Origin of the sequence: Flavobacterium sp. RSB2_4_14 (assembly GCF_051547085.1) — a bacterium.
GTDB lineage: Bacteria > Bacteroidota > Bacteroidia > Flavobacteriales > Flavobacteriaceae > Flavobacterium.
Genome location: NZ_JBPTTL010000006.1, coordinates 162262 through 179377, shown reverse-complemented (window position 1 = coordinate 179377; position 17116 = coordinate 162262). Strand labels below are relative to the sequence as shown.

At 34.8% G+C, this 17116-nt stretch carries 15 protein-coding genes; all 15 read left to right on the top strand.

All coding sequences use genetic code 11. From position 1 onward, the window contains the following. The first annotated feature begins 444 nt into the window (after positions 1-444). Entirely contained in the window at positions 445-1617 is a 1173-nt protein-coding gene (locus ACSVH2_RS11670; RefSeq protein ID WP_438093364.1) for a DUF1624 domain-containing protein, read from the top strand. Positions 1618-1694: 77 nt separating this feature from the next. Next, positions 1695-3002 (top strand): amidohydrolase, encoded by a 1308-nt coding sequence (locus tag ACSVH2_RS11665; protein WP_438093363.1) that lies wholly within the window; start codon positions 1695-1697, stop codon positions 3000-3002. A 6-nt stretch (positions 3003-3008) separates the two neighbouring features. After that, on the top strand, positions 3009-3773 hold the full coding sequence (locus tag ACSVH2_RS11660) for a copper resistance protein NlpE N-terminal domain-containing protein (protein ID WP_438093362.1): 765 nt from the start codon (positions 3009-3011) through the stop codon (positions 3771-3773). 11 nt (positions 3774-3784) lie between these two features. Further along, positions 3785-5104, top strand: coding sequence for an amidohydrolase family protein (locus ACSVH2_RS11655; RefSeq protein ID WP_438093361.1), 1320 nt, complete (start codon positions 3785-3787; stop codon positions 5102-5104). A 151-nt stretch (positions 5105-5255) separates the two neighbouring features. Further along, positions 5256-6194 carry a hypothetical protein gene (locus ACSVH2_RS11650; RefSeq protein ID WP_438093360.1) on the top strand — a complete coding sequence of 313 codons (939 nt, stop codon included), beginning with the start codon at positions 5256-5258 and terminating at the stop codon, positions 6192-6194. 113 nt (positions 6195-6307) lie between these two features. Then, positions 6308-6919, top strand: a complete 612-nt coding sequence (locus ACSVH2_RS11645; RefSeq protein WP_438093359.1) for a flavin reductase family protein — start codon at positions 6308-6310, stop codon at positions 6917-6919. A 144-nt stretch (positions 6920-7063) separates the two neighbouring features. Further along, positions 7064-9370 (top strand): bifunctional salicylyl-CoA 5-hydroxylase/oxidoreductase, encoded by a 2307-nt coding sequence (locus ACSVH2_RS11640; RefSeq protein WP_438093358.1) that lies wholly within the window; start codon positions 7064-7066, stop codon positions 9368-9370. Then, complete coding sequence (locus tag ACSVH2_RS11635) at positions 9367-10956, top strand: AMP-binding protein (RefSeq protein WP_438093357.1); 1590 nt, start codon at positions 9367-9369, stop codon at positions 10954-10956. Before ACSVH2_RS11640 ends, ACSVH2_RS11635 begins: the two co-directional genes overlap by 4 nt. Before the next feature lie 14 nt (positions 10957-10970). Beyond that, positions 10971-11507, top strand: a complete 537-nt coding sequence (locus ACSVH2_RS11630; RefSeq protein WP_438093356.1) for a hypothetical protein — start codon at positions 10971-10973, stop codon at positions 11505-11507. A gap of 27 nt (positions 11508-11534) precedes the next feature. Next, positions 11535-11960, top strand: coding sequence for an acyl-CoA thioesterase (locus tag ACSVH2_RS11625; RefSeq protein WP_438093355.1), 426 nt, complete (start codon positions 11535-11537; stop codon positions 11958-11960). Between the two features lie 6 nt (positions 11961-11966). Continuing rightward, entirely contained in the window at positions 11967-12947 is a 981-nt protein-coding gene (locus ACSVH2_RS11620; protein WP_438093354.1) for a carbon-nitrogen hydrolase family protein, read from the top strand. Positions 12948-13033: 86 nt separating this feature from the next. Next, a complete protein-coding gene (locus ACSVH2_RS11615; RefSeq protein ID WP_438093353.1) occupies positions 13034-14140 on the top strand; it encodes a cupin domain-containing protein in 1107 nt (368 codons plus the stop codon). Positions 14141-14187: 47 nt separating this feature from the next. Continuing rightward, positions 14188-15378 (top strand): retropepsin-like aspartic protease, encoded by a 1191-nt coding sequence (locus ACSVH2_RS11610; RefSeq protein ID WP_438093352.1) that lies wholly within the window; start codon positions 14188-14190, stop codon positions 15376-15378. Next, the gene (locus ACSVH2_RS11605; protein WP_438093351.1) at positions 15375-16283 is read left to right on the top strand and encodes a fumarylacetoacetate hydrolase family protein; all 909 of its coding nucleotides are present in this window, start codon (positions 15375-15377) and stop codon (positions 16281-16283) included. Before ACSVH2_RS11610 ends, ACSVH2_RS11605 begins: the two co-directional genes overlap by 4 nt. A gap of 86 nt (positions 16284-16369) precedes the next feature. Next, the gene (locus ACSVH2_RS11600) at positions 16370-17116 is read left to right on the top strand and encodes a maleate cis-trans isomerase family protein (protein WP_438093350.1); all 747 of its coding nucleotides are present in this window, start codon (positions 16370-16372) and stop codon (positions 17114-17116) included.

Here is a 17116-nt window from a genome sequence, read left to right as displayed (position 1 = left end):
CCAAGATCAAATCCAAATTTTTTACGCTAAAAATTTATTTATTTCCACATAAGGTGTTCCTCTGTTAACGGTTGCAAATACTCTTGATACGATTTTGTTTCTAATGATGTTTAGTACAACCATTTTTGGTTTTCCTTCTTCTACTCTTTTCTGATACTATAATTTGAGTTCTTTGTCGTGCTGGATAGCACTGATGGCAGACATGGAGAGTAAACTCTTTAAAAAAATACATTCTCAAACTAAATAGTACTAACTAAAAATCACACTCCTAACCCGTTAAAAGAGCAAGAATTACATTTAATTTATTTAAACTGTACCTAATTTTTGTTTAACTTCGTTTCTTACATAAAATTAAAAACCTAACACTTTTAAAAGAGGGCCTTTTAGCATTGTTTTGTTTTTACTTTTTAAATCAAACTATTTGAGCCATTAAATCCCTTATTTATGACAACAATTACAAAACCCAGAATTCAATCCATAGACTTATTAAAAGGTTTAGTGATGGTTATCATGGCACTAGATCATATTAGAGATTACCTTCATTACCCGGCTTATATTTTTGATCCGACTGATCCTAACCAGAGTACGTTTCCCATTTTCTTTACGCGATTTATAACGCATTTTTGTGCGCCTATCTTTTGTTTCTTGGCAGGTACTTCTGCATTTATGGTTGGGAAACGGAAATCAAAATCGGAATTGTCTAGTTTTCTATTTAAACGTGGGCTTTGGTTGGTTTTTATCGAAATGACGATTGTTAATTTTGCTTGGTATTTTGATGTTTATTTTAGAAGTCCAGGATTGTTAGTTATTTGGTCTTTGGGAATTAGTATGATTGTTTTGGCAGGATTAGTTCACCTGTCGAGAACGTTTATTTTGGTGTTTAGTTTGGTTTTGATTTTGGGTCATAATCTTTTGGACACCGTGCATTTTGATGGCAACGTTTTTTGGTCAATACTGCATGAGTTTACTATTTTTCAACTAACTGATGGTGTTGAATTTTTGGTTGGCTACCCTATTATTCCTTGGATTGCCGTGATGGCATTGGGGTATTATTTTGGTGCTTATTATGATAGCTCGTATGATGGCTTGCAACGAAAAAAACTCTTTAACACTATAGGCATTATAGCTATTGTGGCATTTGTAATTTTACGATTTAGTAATGTGTATGGTGATTCTGCACTTTATACAGATTATGACACTACTACCAAAGATTTGATGTCATTTTTTAATCCTTCTAAATATCCGCCTTCTTTATTGTACTTATTAATGACGCTTGGTGTGGCCTTCATTTTCTTGGCTAATGCCGAAAAACTGAAAGGGAAAGTGGTTGATTTCTTTAGCACTTTTGGCAGAGTTCCTTTTTTCTATTACATTTTACATTTGTATCTTATTCATTTGGTTGCGTTGCTTTTTGCTGAACTCTCTGGATTTGGTTGGCAAAAAATGATTTTAGCCGATTGGATGACAGAAGTACCTGCCTTGAAAGGATTTGGATTTCCACTGTGGGTGGTTTATGTTGTTTGGGTTGGGGTTATTGCATTGCTTTATCCTTTGTGTAAAAAATTTGATGCCTATAAACAATCACATAAAGAAAAATGGTGGTTGAGTTATTTGTAAAATGCAATCAACCAACATTTAAAGATTTTAGATTGAGTTACAAAAAAATAAAAATCATCATCAAACAAAATACTATTATGAAAAAAACCATCGTACTCCTTTTACTGTTGAGCATTCAACTAACCACTGCTCAAAAAAACAATTACAGTGATCTTATTGTCAAAAAAGCTACTGTTATTGAACAAAAAGTGATTGCTTGGCGACATGATTTTCATCAAAATCCAGAATTGGGTAATCGAGAAACACGAACTGCAGCCATAGTTGCCAAGCATTTACAGTCCTTGGGGATGGAAGTTAAAACTGGCGTTGCCTATACAGGTGTTGTAGGGATTTTGAAAGGTGATAAACCAGGACCAGTAGTGGCGTTAAGAGCGGACATGGATGCATTGCCAGTAGAAGAAGTAAATGATTTGCCCTTTGCTTCAAAGGTAAAAACGATGTACAACGGAAAAGAAACTAGTGTCATGCATGCTTGTGGACATGATGGACACACGGCTATATTGATGGGTGTTGCCGAAGTATTGGCCAGTATGAAAAAAGAATTGAAAGGCACGGTGAAATTTATTTTTCAACCAGCGGAAGAAGGTGCACCAAAAGGAGAAGAAGGCGGCGCTGCATTGATGATTAAAGAAGGGGTTATGGAAAATCCAAAAGTAGATGTGATTTTTGGATTACACTTAAATTCACAACTCGAAGTTAACAAACTGTCTTATCGTCCGGCAGGAACATTTGCTGGTATTGAAGATTTTAAAATTACCGTAAAAGGAAAACCTAGTCACGGTTCGCAACCTTGGAATTCGGTTGATCCAATAGTAGTTGCGGCTCAAATTATTAACAGCCTTCAGACTATTGTAAGTAGAAATGTAAAACTTACAGATAACGCCGCCGTAGTCACAGTAGGAGCTATTAATGGTGGTAACCGTTCTAATATTATTCCTAAAGAAGTAGAAATGATAGGCGATATCAGAACATTTACGGATGAAGATGAAGCGCTAATTGTTAACCGTATCAAACAAATAGCCGAAAAAACCGCCGAAGCTGCCGGAGCAACCGCCGTTGTAGAGATGCCTTACCAAACTCATTACCCAGTTACTTTTAACAATATTGAATTGACAAATACGATGTTACCTTCTTTACAAAAGTCGGCTGGAGCTGAAAACGTGTTGCTTGTTCCTGCCATTACTGGTTCGGAAGATTTTTCATTTTTTGCACAAAAAGTACCTGGACTGTACTTTCGATTGGGTGGAACAGCGAAAGGAAAAGATATCAAAACTGTTGGACCACATCATACCCCAGAGTTTATCATTGAAGATGATTCGTTTAAATTAGGGGTTATTTCGCTTAGTAATTTAGTGTTTGATTATATTGCATTACAAAAAAAATAGAACGTTATGAAGAAAGTTGTCTTATTACTACCCATTGCATTTGTATTAATTACTTCTTGCAAATCTTCACAATCAACAGCTACCACCAACACGCTTGAGGGAACATGGCAATTAAATTATATTACTGGTCCAAGAATTGCATTTGGAGGATTGTATCCTGAGAAAAAACCAACCATCACTTTTGATTTAAAAGAAAATAGGGTTTCGGGAGATAATAGTTGTAACAATTATTCTGGAAATCTTATTGTAAAAGGAAACCAAATCAACTTTAAAGACTCAAAGATGATTGCTACCATGATGGCTTGTCCGGGTCAAGGCGAACAAGTATTTATGTCTACTTTGAATAAAATAGAAACTTACAGCATATCAGAAGATGGGAAAACCTTAAATTTTATTATGGGCGACATTGCCATGATGCGTTTTGAAAAAGTTTTAACAGACACTCACAATTCTCAAAATTCATTAGACTGGCAAGGAACCTACAAAGGAACAACGCCATGTGCTGATTGTGAAGGAATAGCAACCGAAATCACTCTGAATACTGATTTAACATTTAGTCTAAAAACAAAATATTTGGGCAAAGGCGACGGAAAAGTATTTGAAGAAAAAGGAACTTTCGTTTGGGATAAATCAGGTTCAACCATTACATTAACCGATTTAAAAGGAAAGCCCAACCAATATAAAGTAGGTGAAAACAGATTGATACAACTCGATATGAATGGGAAAATCATTACGGGAGCATTAGCTGAAAAATATGTGTTAACGAAGTAAAGAGTAAAAAAATGAAAAAACTAGTAACAACAATTTTAATATTGAGCAGCTATTTATCTTTAGCACAAAGCTCTTGGGTTTTGATAAACAACGTACAAATCTTAAATGGAAAGGATGAAAAATCAGTCTTAGCCAATGTACTTGTAACAGATAATATTATTACCAAAATTTCCACAGGACCAATTATGACCAACAAAAGTGGTAACACCAAAATCATTGATGGGAAAGGAAAATATTTAATCCCCGGGTTAATTGACAACCATGTTCACTTAGCCATGAATACCGCACCACAAGAGGTATTACTTACGTTGTCTATGGCAAGCTTGGATTCACTGCAAAGAATTGAAGGAAATAAAATGTTGTTACGCGGGTTTACTACCATTAGAGATTTAGGCGGACCGGTTTTTACAGCCAAAAAAGATTTTGATAAAGGAACTTTCCCCGGACCAAGAATTTATCCGAGTGGTGCCATGATTTCGCAAACATCAGGACATGGAGATGCTCGTATGCCTTATGAAAAATCAAAGCACTATGGTGGAGAAGTATCAAAAGCAGAATTGATGGGCGTAAGTTATATTGCTGATGGAGTTCCGGAGGTTTTAAATGCAGTTCGAGAAAGCTTGCGTTCTGGAGCATCACAAATTAAAGTTCACGCAGGTGGTGGTGCTGCTACTTTATACGATCCATTAGATGTTTCACAATATACTTTTGAAGAACTTAAAGCTGCTGTCGATGCCGCCGAAGATTGGGGAACTTATGTTTGTGTACACGCTTATACTTCCAGAGCCGTCAAACGCTCTATAGAAGCAGGAGTTAAAGTCATAGAACACGGTCAATTACTCGATGATGAAACACTAAAACTGATGGCAGATAAAGGAATATTCTTGAGCTTACAGGCATTAGATCCTGCTCCACCACAAGCACCAGAAACTGTAAAAGTAAAAAAACAGCAAGTAATTGATGGTACCGATTTAGCATTCCGTACAGCAAAAAAATACAACATAAAAATACTTTGGGGCACAGACTATTTATTTGATCCAAAATCTGCTGCAAGACAAAGCACCGATATACTTAAATTAAAAAAGTGGTTTACCCCTTTTGAAATGCTAAAACTTATTACATATGATAATGCAAAAGTATTTGAATTGAGTGGTGAACGAAATCCTTATCAAAAAGGTAAACTTGGCGAAATCTCAGAAGGAGCTTATGCTGATATGATTTTAGTAGATGGTAATCCTATGAAAAACATAGATTTATTAGCTAGTCCAGAAAAGAATTTTGTTTTGATTATGAAAGACGGTGTTATTTATAAAAACACTATAGTAAAATAAATTTATCCGTTATAAAAAGTAAAAACTAAATGTTAAAATATTAAAAAAAATAGCTAATTTTACTATACTAAAATGAAATGCAATCACGATTCTTTTGGTTTGTGAATTGAAATTATTTTAGGCACTCTATATTAATTTTAAACCATACAAAATGAAACTAAACTATAAACTTTCAATCGCTATTTTATTTTTTGGAATTACTGCTTTTGGACAAAGCACAAATAATTCTGAAAATGTAGCTAGTAATCAATCATCTTATAACATAGAAAATAATCTTTCTATGGGTATAATTCAGAAAGACAGCACCAAAGTAAAAGAAATGAGAGATGTGCCATGGTTTGTGGAACGATACAAATTTTCTTTTGGATTTTATGGAGGATATAACAACACTAATATTCAATTGGATAGCAAATCGGGAGATGCTGGAGCAGAAGTAGATTTTGAAAATGATTTAGGTTATAATTCTTATACATCTTCCATTTTTACTGATTTTCAATGGCGTTCTAGTAGTCGTTCAAGATTTATGTTGGCTTATTACAATTTGAGAAGAGACTCATCTAAAAAATTAGAAAAAACATTTGATTTTGGGGAAAACACTTATGAAATAAATACCACTATTTACTCTTATTTCAACGTAGGTGTTTATCGTTTTTCCTACGGATATGCTATTTTGAGCAAACCAAAATATGAGGTTGGTTTGTCTGTTGGTGCTCATATTTTAGAACTACAATTGGGTATTGGAGTAAGAGGTGATAATATTAATGCAGAAGTTAGTGATAATTTTGGTGTTACAGCTCCACTTCCTGATTTTGGTATTTGGGGTGGCTACGCTTTTACTGATAAATTTGCAGTAAATGGCGAATTTGATTATTTCGCAGTTCAAATTGACAATATTGATGGTGAAGTGTTAAGTTATAACCTTTCAGCTACTTACAAACTGTCAAACCATTTTAATATCACTGGAGGTTTTAACAGTCTAAATACAACTATTGATGTTACCGGTAAAAGAGCAGATGCAAGAATTAAATGGGGAAATAATGGACTATCTCTAAGAGCTGCTTATACTTTTGGCACTAAAAAATGGAAATAATTCTTTTAAGCAGTTTTAATATTATTATGGCTAATAACCTTGAATTTTTCTATTAAAAAGTTACAATAAAAAATAAAAAAATTGCATTACTTTTGTTGTAAACAAACAACACAATGCAATTTAATCCTAACGATTTAGATTATATTGCCGTATACAAGCTACTCACAGGTTCTATTATCCCAAGACCTATAGGCTGGATTTCCAGTATTAGTGAAGACGGTATTAATAATTTAGCCCCTTTCTCCTATTTCAACGCCGTTGGCGAAGATCCACCACATGTCATGTTCTCTGCAGGAAGAGGAAACAATACCAATAAGGATACCTTGAACAACGTTTTGGCTACCAAACAATTTGTAGTAAACATGGTTACCGAAGCCTTGGCAGAACAAATGAATAGCACAGCTAAAAGCGTTTCTCCCGAAGTAGATGAATTCGAAATGGCAGGAATTGAGTCTATTCCATCCGTAATCGTAAAACCATTGCGTGTAAAAGAAAGTCCCATAACTTTTGAATGCGAATTAGTCCACCATTATTTTCTGGAAGATCATAAAAATGGTGGTGCTTGTGTAATTATAGGCCGCATTGTGATGATGCATTTTGATGATAGTGTGTTGCTTGATAATTATAAGATCAATTTAGAAAACTATAAACCCATTGCAAGATTGGCGGGTTCGAACTATGCGAAACTGGGGGAATTATTTTCCATCAAAAGAATAGCTGAATAAGGAACATAGATTAAAGAAATTATAATAATTTTTAAAATCTCTCTAATTTCTTAAATCTGTGTTCCAAAAAAACTAAAAATAAAATAACAAATCAGCGATAATTCGCGTTGCAAAACATCCGTTTTATCCGCGTTCCATAAAATTATGAAAATAGCAGTTATAGGTGGTGGTCCAGGCGGACTATACTTCTCGATACTAACCAAGAAAGCAATGCCTCATTGCCAAATCGATATATACGAACGCAACAAACCAGATGATAGTTTTGGTTTTGGTGTGGTCTTCTCCGATGAAACTCTAGGAGAATTTCTAAAACGTGACATGCAATCCTATGAACTCATCCGAAGCCAGTTTGCCTATTGGGATGACATTATTATTGCTAGAGACGGACAAGAGGTAAGCATTGCCGGCAATGGTTTTTGTGGTTGTTCTCGTAAAACCCTTTTGCAATTACTCCAACAACGTTGTCTAGAAGAAGGTGTAAACCTTCACTTTGAGCAAAACATAGATGATCTAAATCAATATCAAGATGCAGATATCATCTTAGCTTCCGATGGTATTGCTAGTGGCATACGCACTAAATATGAAAAAGAGTTTTGCACCAAAATCGTTTTAAAGAAGAATCGCTTTGTGTGGTTAGGTTCCACCAAACCATTGGATGCTTTTACCTATTTCTTCAGAACTACACCACACGGTGTAATTGTAGCCCACAGCTATCAATACCAAGAAGGTATGAGCACTTGGATATTTGAGTGCAGTGACGAAACCTGGCAAAAGCATGGCTTTGAAGTCACCAACGAAGCAGATACCATTGCCAAAATCTCCAAAATATTTTCAGAAGAACTCGACGGACATCCTCTAATTTCTAATAAATCACATTGGCGACAGTTTCCTCACGTGACCAATGAAAATTGGTACCACAACAACATCGTTTTACTTGGTGATGCCAAAGCTACTGCCCACTACTCCATCGGTTCAGGAACAAAACTAGCCATGGATTGTGCTATAGGATTATCCGATGCTGTAATTGCTAATCCAAACAATGTGCAAGCCGCTTTCGAACAATATGACAAAACTAGAAGAAACACTGTGGAGATGATTCAACATGCGGCTTTAGTTTCACTCGATTGGTTTGAAAATATGGATAGAAACAACCAACATCCATTCTATCAGTTTGCGTTTGGTTGTATGACACGTTCCAAAAAAGTTACTTATGAAAATCTTCGCCTACGCGACAAATCATTTACTGATAAAGTTTTAAAAGAATTCAATGACAATTTCAATAGCAATGGCAATAATCAAATTTTGCCTGCGGCTTTCACCAAATTAAAACTTAGAGATTTAGAATTACAAAACCGCATTGTCATGTCGCCAATGGGACAATATTCTGCAGTAAATGGAAAAGTTTCCGATTGGCATTTAGTACACTACGGAAGCAGAGCAACAGGTGGTGTTGGTTTAATTCTTACCGAAATGACAGCTGTTTCAGAAACTGGCCGCATTACTTTAGGTTGTGCTGGTATATATACTCAAGAACAACTAGTTGACTGGAAAAACATAACCGATTTTATTCACAATAATACTAAAACTAAAATAGGAATTCAACTAGGCCATTCTGGCAGAAAAGGAGCTACTAAAAAACCTTGGGAAGGTAATAATGAACCCATAGCGTTACCTTGGGATTTGATTTCGGCTTCGCCAATAGCATTCAATGAAAAACTACCTATTCCTAGAGAAATGAGCTTAGTTGACATGGATTTGATTGTGGAGCAATTTGTTCAAGCGACTAAAAATGCAGACAAAGCAGGTTTTGACATGATAGAATTGCAAGCACATCATGGCTTCCTTTTAGCTTCTTTCCTAACGCCTTTAACCAATATCCGAACTGATGAATTTGGTGGAAGTATCGAAAACCGATTGAAGTTTCCATTACGCGTTTTTAATGAAATGCGAAAAGTATTTACACAAAACAAACCCATGTCTGTTAGAATATCCGCTTCCGATTGGGTAGAAAATGGTATTCCCGAAGAAGAGGTAATCACTATTGCCTCAGCTTTCAAAAACGCTGGCGCTGACATCATCAATGTTTCTACAGGAAATACAGTTGCTAATCAAAAGCCACAAATTGGTAGAATGTGGCAAACGCCTTTTGCTGACACTGTTAGAAATACGATACACATTCCAACCATAACTGCAGGCTACATACAAGATATTGACCAAATCAATACCATTATCTTAAACGGAAGAGCTGATTTGGTAGCACTTGGAAGACCATTACTGGCTGATGCTAACTTTGTGAGAAATGCACAAGCCTATGAACAATATGAAGCTACTGATATTCCAAGCCAATACAAAGCAGGAAGCTCGCATTTGTATCCTCTTAAAGCCACTGAAAGAAAGCAAGTTGAAGGAATGAAAAAAGCATTGAAACCAAAGAGTAATAAGAAATCATGAAGCATTACGAAGACAATTTTGCTCACGATAATTTACCAAGCATAGACTTGCAACCCGACTATGTGTTTTTAGATTTACCTCAGTTTCAAAGACCTGAAATGCTTAATTGTGTCGAAAGGCTTTTGGATAATCATATCAAAGAAGGTCGAGGAAATACTATTTGCCTAAGAACTTTCGAAGAAACTTGGACGTATCAAGACTTATATGATAAAGCCAATCAAATTGCTCATGTATTAATCGATGATTTGGGATTAAAATCAGGCAACCGAGTTTTAATCCGTTCTGCCAATAATCCTATGATGGTGGCGTGTTGGTTTGCAATACTAAAAGCGGGCGGAATTGTGGTGGCTACGATGCCTTTACTACGTTCCAAAGAATTAACTACTATTATCGATTGTGCCGAGATTAGTCATGCTTTTTGCGACCATAATTTGGCCGATGAAATGCATTTGGTAAAGTCAGATTTTATAAAATCTGTTAGTTATTATGGCAATTCTCATTTAGAGGAATTGATGCAAAGTAAACCTAAAACATTCTCCAATTACTATACAAAAGCAGACAGTATCGCCTTAATCGGATTTACATCTGGAACTACTGGATTGCCTAAAATGACCTCGCACTATCACAAAGATATTTTAAACATTTGCGAAGCATTTCCATCCTATTCATTACAACCAACTGCTCAAGATATTTTCATAGGAAGTCCACCGATTGGCTTTACTTTTGGATTAGGCGGATTGGTTTTGTTTCCAATGTATTTTGGATCATCTACTTTTCTGTTAGAAAAACCAAGTCCTGATATGCTTTTACAAGCCATTCAGGAATATAAAATTACCATCTGTTTTACAGCACCAACAGCTTGGCGAATTATCACCACCAAAGTGCATGACTTTGATATTTCTAGTTTACGAAAATGTGTCTCTGCTGGAGAAACCTTACCGTTAAAGGTTTGGGAAGACTGGTATAACACAACCGGATTAAAAATTATTGATGGTATTGGCGCTACCGAAATGTTGCATATCTTTATATCATCCAATGAAGCCAATATGAAACCTGGCGCAACAGGAAAAGCCATCACTGGATATGAAGCAAAAATTATAGATATGAATGGCGATGAAGTAGCTACTAATGAGCCAGGAAGATTAGCCGTTCGAGGTATTACAGGTTGTAAATATTTGAATAGAACAGACAAACAAAAGGAATATGTAGAAAATGGCTGGAACATCACAGGAGATATTTTCCGCCAAGATGAAGAAGGGTATTTTTGGTTTGTGGCACGAGGCGATGATATGATTATTTCTTCGGGGTATAATATTGCAGCCATCGAAGTGGAGAGTGTGCTTTTGACCCATGAAGAAATATTAGAATGCGCAGTTGTTGGATTACCTGATGAAGAAAGAGGAATGCTAGTTTGCGCTCACATTGTGCTAAAAGAAAAAAGTAAAGCTACAGATAATATGAAGAACCATATTCAACACTGGTTCAAAGAAGTAGCTGCACCATATAAATATCCAAGAGTAATATATTTTACCGAAGCTTTGCCAAAAACAGAGACTGGAAAAATACAACGATTTAAACTGAAATAGTTACAAGTATTAGGATGGGAGTATTAAGTATTAAGATTTTACCAAATCATGTAATTAGATTAGCTACATTCTTATTCGTTATTTTTATTTTTAATTCTTGTAATTTAAAACTTAAAAAAGAAATAAATTCTAACTTTGAGAATGTGAAACGAATTGAAATTTTGGCATACATTGACAGAAATCAATGGAATAAAGAAGACAATCCTGATTTTTTTAAAATAAATTACATTAAAAACGGTAAACTTGAAATAAATAAAAAGTATTTAAAAAATAGAATTTCCTTAAATAAAGAACAAATTGAAATTCTAAAAAATGGACTTATAAAATGTAAGACAGAAAATTATGCCGCTGCTTGTTATGATCCACGACATGCGATTTTGTTTTATGATGAAAATGATAAAATATTTGGATACATAGAATTATGTTTTGATTGTAACGGTAGTCGAAGTTCTGATAATTTTAATAGCTTTTCAGGATGTGCTTTAGGGCTTCAAGATACATTTAAAGAATTCGGTATAACATACTTTGGAGAAATAGAAAATAACAATTAGTCTAAATTAGTATTTAAAGAATAACATATGCAATTTACAAAACAAGAAAAAATACGTTTCAAACATGTGGATTACGCTGGTATAGTTTTCTATCCACGCTTTCTGGAAATGCTGAATGATTTGGTAGAAGATTGGTTTGAAGAAGCGCTCGAGAGACCTTTTTCTAAAATCCATGAAACCAATGGTATCCCAACAGTTGATTTGAAAGTACAATTCAAACAACCAGCTCGTTTGGGTGAAGTATTAACCAAAAAACTTTGGGTGATAAAATTAGGTGGTGCTTCGGTTCATTGCGGTTTCAGATTTGAAGATGAACAAGGTAAAACCAGTTTAGAAGGCGAAGTGACATTGGTAAATGTTGGCATTTCTGATGATAGAGGTAATATTAAAGCAGAAGCTTTTAATGAGGATATGAAACAAAAAATATCAAAATTCGTAATTAGTAATTCGTAATTATTTATGGACTTTAAAAAATTCAAAGCCGCCACAGTACAAACCTCGCCCGTTTTTCTGGATGTAGAAAAAACAATAGCAAAAGCTATTTCTTTTATCAAAGAAGCTAGTCAAAATGGTGCGCAATTGATTGCCTTTCCTGAAGTGTTCGTAGCTGGTTATCCCTATTGGAACTGGATTATGACACCTGTTCAAGGTAGTAAATGGTATGAGCAATTGTATAAAAACTCAGTGGCTGTTACTGATGAATCTATGAAACCGTTATTTAAAGCCGCGAAAGACAACAACATCCACATCGTTATCGGAATTAACGAACGTGGTGAAAGTTATGGTGAAATTTATAACACCAATTTAATCATCGATAAAAACGGTAATTTAATTGGAAAACACCGAAAGTTAGTGCCAACTTGGGCTGAAAAACTGACTTGGACAAGTGGTGATGGTTCTTCACTGAAAGTATATGATACAGAAGTTGGTCCAATAGGAACGTTAGCTTGTGGAGAAAACACCAATACGTTAGCGCGTTTTACGTTGCTTTCACAAGGCGAGTTAATTCACATTGCCAATTACATTTCACTTCCTGTTGCTCCACCAGATTATGATATGGCAGAAGCGATTAAAATCCGTGCTGCAGCCCATTCTTTTGAAGGTAAATTGTTTACCATTGTTTCGTGTTCTACTATTTCACAAGAAATCAAAGACGCTTTGCGTGCTGATGTTCCTAATGTGGATGAATTGTTAACTCGCAAAAACTCTGCTTTCTCTGGGTTTATCGGTCCAAACGGTGCTGTAATTGGGGAAGCATTAATTGATGATGAAGGTATCATTTATGCTGATATTGATTTGGAAAAATGCATTCAACCGAAGCAAATGCACGATATCCTTGGGCATTACAACCGATTTGATATTTTTGATTTACGGGTAAATACAGCACCAACGAGAAAGATTACCTTTATTGATAATCACGAGGAGTTTAATAAGAAATAAAAAAATAAACCATTAAGGAATTAAGTTTCATTAAGTATACTTCTTAATTTTCTCAACTATCTTAATGGTTTGAAAAATAAAACAATATGGAAGATAAATTTTCAGACGATCAAATAGGAAGAGCTCGAGTTCAGGACACACCAGAACTAGAAGCTTACTATAAAGAATTAGAAACTCTTGGTGCTGGTGCACTTTGGACAGTTGCCAACGATATCGAACCTTGGGAACCAAGAAGTTCATCCGTTCCTATGCTTTGGAAATATGATGATTTAAGAGAATTAGTTTTAAAATCATCAGAATTAGTTACACCAGAACAAGCCGGAAGACGCGTTGTTTATCTTGTAAATGACAAACGTAAAGATGTTTCTGCAGCCGTGGGTTGGTTGTACACTGGAATTCAAGTTACACGTCCAGGCGAAAGCACTTCGGCTCACCGACACAAAGCATCGGCATTGCGTTTTATCATGGAAGGTTCAAAAGGATACACCGTAGTCGATGGTAATAAAATTATGCTTGAAGTCAATGACTTTGTGATTACGCCCAATTCTACTTGGCACGAACACGGTGTAGAAGCTGACGGACAAACATGCATTTGGCAAGACGGATTAGATATTCCATTAGTAAATGCTTTGGAAGCTAATGATTATGCGGTGTATGATGGCAAACAAGCTTTGGTTGCACCAATAAATTACTCCCCAATTGCTTATGGTTGTTCGGGTTTAATTCCAGCTGATAAATCTTGGGACAAACCGTATTCTCCTTTATTCAAATATTCATGGAGTAAAGTGTATCCTGCGTTATTGGAAACACAAAAAGTAACTGATGTCAATCCTTTTGATGGAATTTTAATGCAGTATTCCAATCCGTTAACTGGCGGACATGTGATGCAAACCATGAGCGCTTCCATGCAATTATTACCAGCAGGTTTCAAAGGAAAAGCACACAAACACACTGGTTCTTTTGTCTATCAATGTGCTAAAGGAAAAGGTTATTCTATTATCAACGGACAACGCTTTGACTGGAAAGAAAGGGATATATTCTGTGTTCCTTCGTGGGCATGGCATGAACATCATAATTTATCAGAAACCGAAGATGCTTGTTTGTTTAATTTCAATGATTTGCCAGTAATTGAAAAATTAGGATTATTTCAAGGAAGAGAATTTGAAGAAAATAACGGACATCAAATATTTTAATTAAAACTAACCAACGATTTTAAAATTAGTGTAATAGTAAGCATTGAATGAAAACTAAATTTATATCCTTTTTTATACTATTCATTACCACAACTATTTTTTCTCAAGAGGTCAATTTTGATATTGGCGCTATAAATGAAAAAAAATATTTTGAGGAAATTAACTTTGAATTAGTGTATGACAAAATAGTTTTTCCTGTTATGATTAACGGGAAAGAATATCATTTTTTATTAGATACTGGCGCACCAAACATTATTTCTAAAAAAGTTTTTGATGACTTAAAATTAGAAAAAACAAAAACTATTAATGTAAATGACGCCAATAATTTAAATCAATCCATGCAATCTGTTCAAATTCCAAAATTAGAAATTGGTAGATTGATATTTGAAAATCAAGCAGCATTGGTTTATGATTTAGACAATCACAACTTATTGGGATGTTTTAAAATTGATGGTTTTATAGGCAGTAATTTATTGCTGAATTCTGTCATTAAAATAAGTAAATCTGAAAAAAAAATCACTTTAACCGATAACATAAAAAACATAAATCCTAGAGTAAAACCATCAAAAATTAAATTAATAGGAAGTCAAAAATCACCTTATATTGAGTTTGATTTTATCGGAAAGAATAAAGAAAAAGCATCTGATATGGTTTTGATAGATACAGGAATGGATGGTTTGTATGAAATGTCAAATAGAGCTTTTACCATTTTTGAAGAACATAAAATTTTTGAAATTTTGGGTAAATCAGAAGGTTTAAACAGTGTTGGTCTTTTTGGTGCTGGAAAGCCAACTTTACAACATTTATTGACTGTAGAAAAAGCAATATTGAATAATACTTCCATAAAAAATTTAGTTATCAATACTACTGATGATAATAATTCGAGAATTGGTTTAGAGTTTTTAAATTATTCCGATTTAATTATTGATTTCAAAAATAAGAATGCCTACTTCGAGGCCAATGAAACGATTTCCTTAGAAAATACTATTCCAAAATATGTTCCAACGGTTTTAGATAATAAATTTGTAATCGGATTAGTTTGGGATGAAAATTTGGCTAAAGAAATGAGTTTTGGTGATGAAATATTAAGTATTGATGCCAAAAAAATAAGTGACCTAAATTTTTGTGACATTTTGAATTTGAAAAGAGAAGGACAAAAAAAACTCAGCTATTCTCTCGAAATTAAAACCAAAGAAAACACAATAAAAACCCTAAAAATTGAAAAACAACAGCTATGAAACTACTTACTTATAAAACTAAAGACACCGAACCACGATTAGGGTTTATTCATAACAATCAAGTGGTTGACATGGAAGATTTTGGAGAAATATCCAATTTTCCGTTACCAACAGACATGTTGGAGCTTATCGATATGGGTATTGAACTTATCGAAGAACTCAATGTTATGATTGCCGAAACTCCTGAAGATTTCTTTGAAGAAATTGCCTATTCGATTGACGAAATTACCATCCTTGCTCCTATTCAAAAACCAAGGAAAAATATCATTGGAATTGGTTTAAACTATACAGAACATGTTGCAGAAAGTGCACGAACATTAGACACCACTGGAAAATTACCAGCAAAACCTATTATCTTTTCAAAACCACCTACAACCGTTACAGGAACCAATACTGAAATCATCAAAAACACCAAACTGACGTCACAATTAGATTGGGAAGTGGAACTAGCAGTGGTTATCGGTAAAAAAGGAAAATATGTGCCAAAAGCCGAAGCAATGGATTATGTTTTTGGCTACACGGTTATCAACGATATTTCGGCTCGTGATTGCCGTCGTGAAGGACAATGGATTGTTTCCAAAGGACAAGATACGTTCGCCCCAATGGGACCAATTTTAGTAACCAAAGACGAAATTGAAAATCCACATAATTTAAATTTATCGTTAAAAGTAAATGGTGTAGAAAAACAAAATTCAAACACCAAATTTCTATTGTTCAACATTAATGATTTGATTGAAGATTTAAGTACAGTTTTCACACTTGAACCTGGCGATATCATTGCCACTGGAACTCCAGCAGGTGTTGGCGCAGGACGTAATCCTCAAGAATGGTTGTGTGATGGCGATGTTGTAGAAGCCACTGTAGAAGGAATTGGTACGATTGTGAATACAGTAAAAGAAATTTAATTTAAAAGAAACACAGATTTGAGAAATTAGAATAATTATTAAAATTTCTCAAATTTCTCAAATCTGTGTTCCAAAAAAATAAAAAAATGAAATACAGAATAGGACAAATAGTTCCATCATCGAACGTAACGATGGAAACTGAAATACCAGCAATTTTTCGTTCCCGTGAAACCATTCTACCCGAACGTTTCACGTTTCACAGCAGTAGAATGCGCATGAAAAAAGTAACCAAAGAAGAACTTGAAGCTATGGATGCTATGAGTTTAAAGTGTGCACAAGAATTGTCAGATGCGCATGTTGATGTAATGGGTTATGCGTGCTTAGTAGCTATCATGAGCATGGGAAGAGGTTATCATTGTGTTTCGGAAGTGAATTTACATCAAGAAACTGTGGCGAATGATTTCCCTACTCCAATTGTCACTTCGGCTGGAGCATTAATTAATGGTTTGAAAGTTTTAGGTGCCAAACAAATCTCAATAATCACACCATACATGCGACCACTTACAGACATGGTGGTAGATTATATCGAAAACCAAGGCATCAAAGTGAAACAAAGTATTGCTTTAGAAATTCCCGATAATTTAGAAGTTGCAGCCCAAAATCCAATGAACTTATTGGAAATCTACAAACAATTGGATTTAACGGATGTGGATGTTTTAGTGGCTTCGGCTTGTGTGCAAATGCCTTCTTTGGAAGCTATCGATTTAATTCAAGCGGAATGTGGCATTCCAGTGACTTCGGCAGCAGTATGTACAACTTATGAAATGATGAAAAAATTGGGAATTGAAGCAAGATCAGCTATTGGTGGGGAATTATTAAACGGTAAATATTAA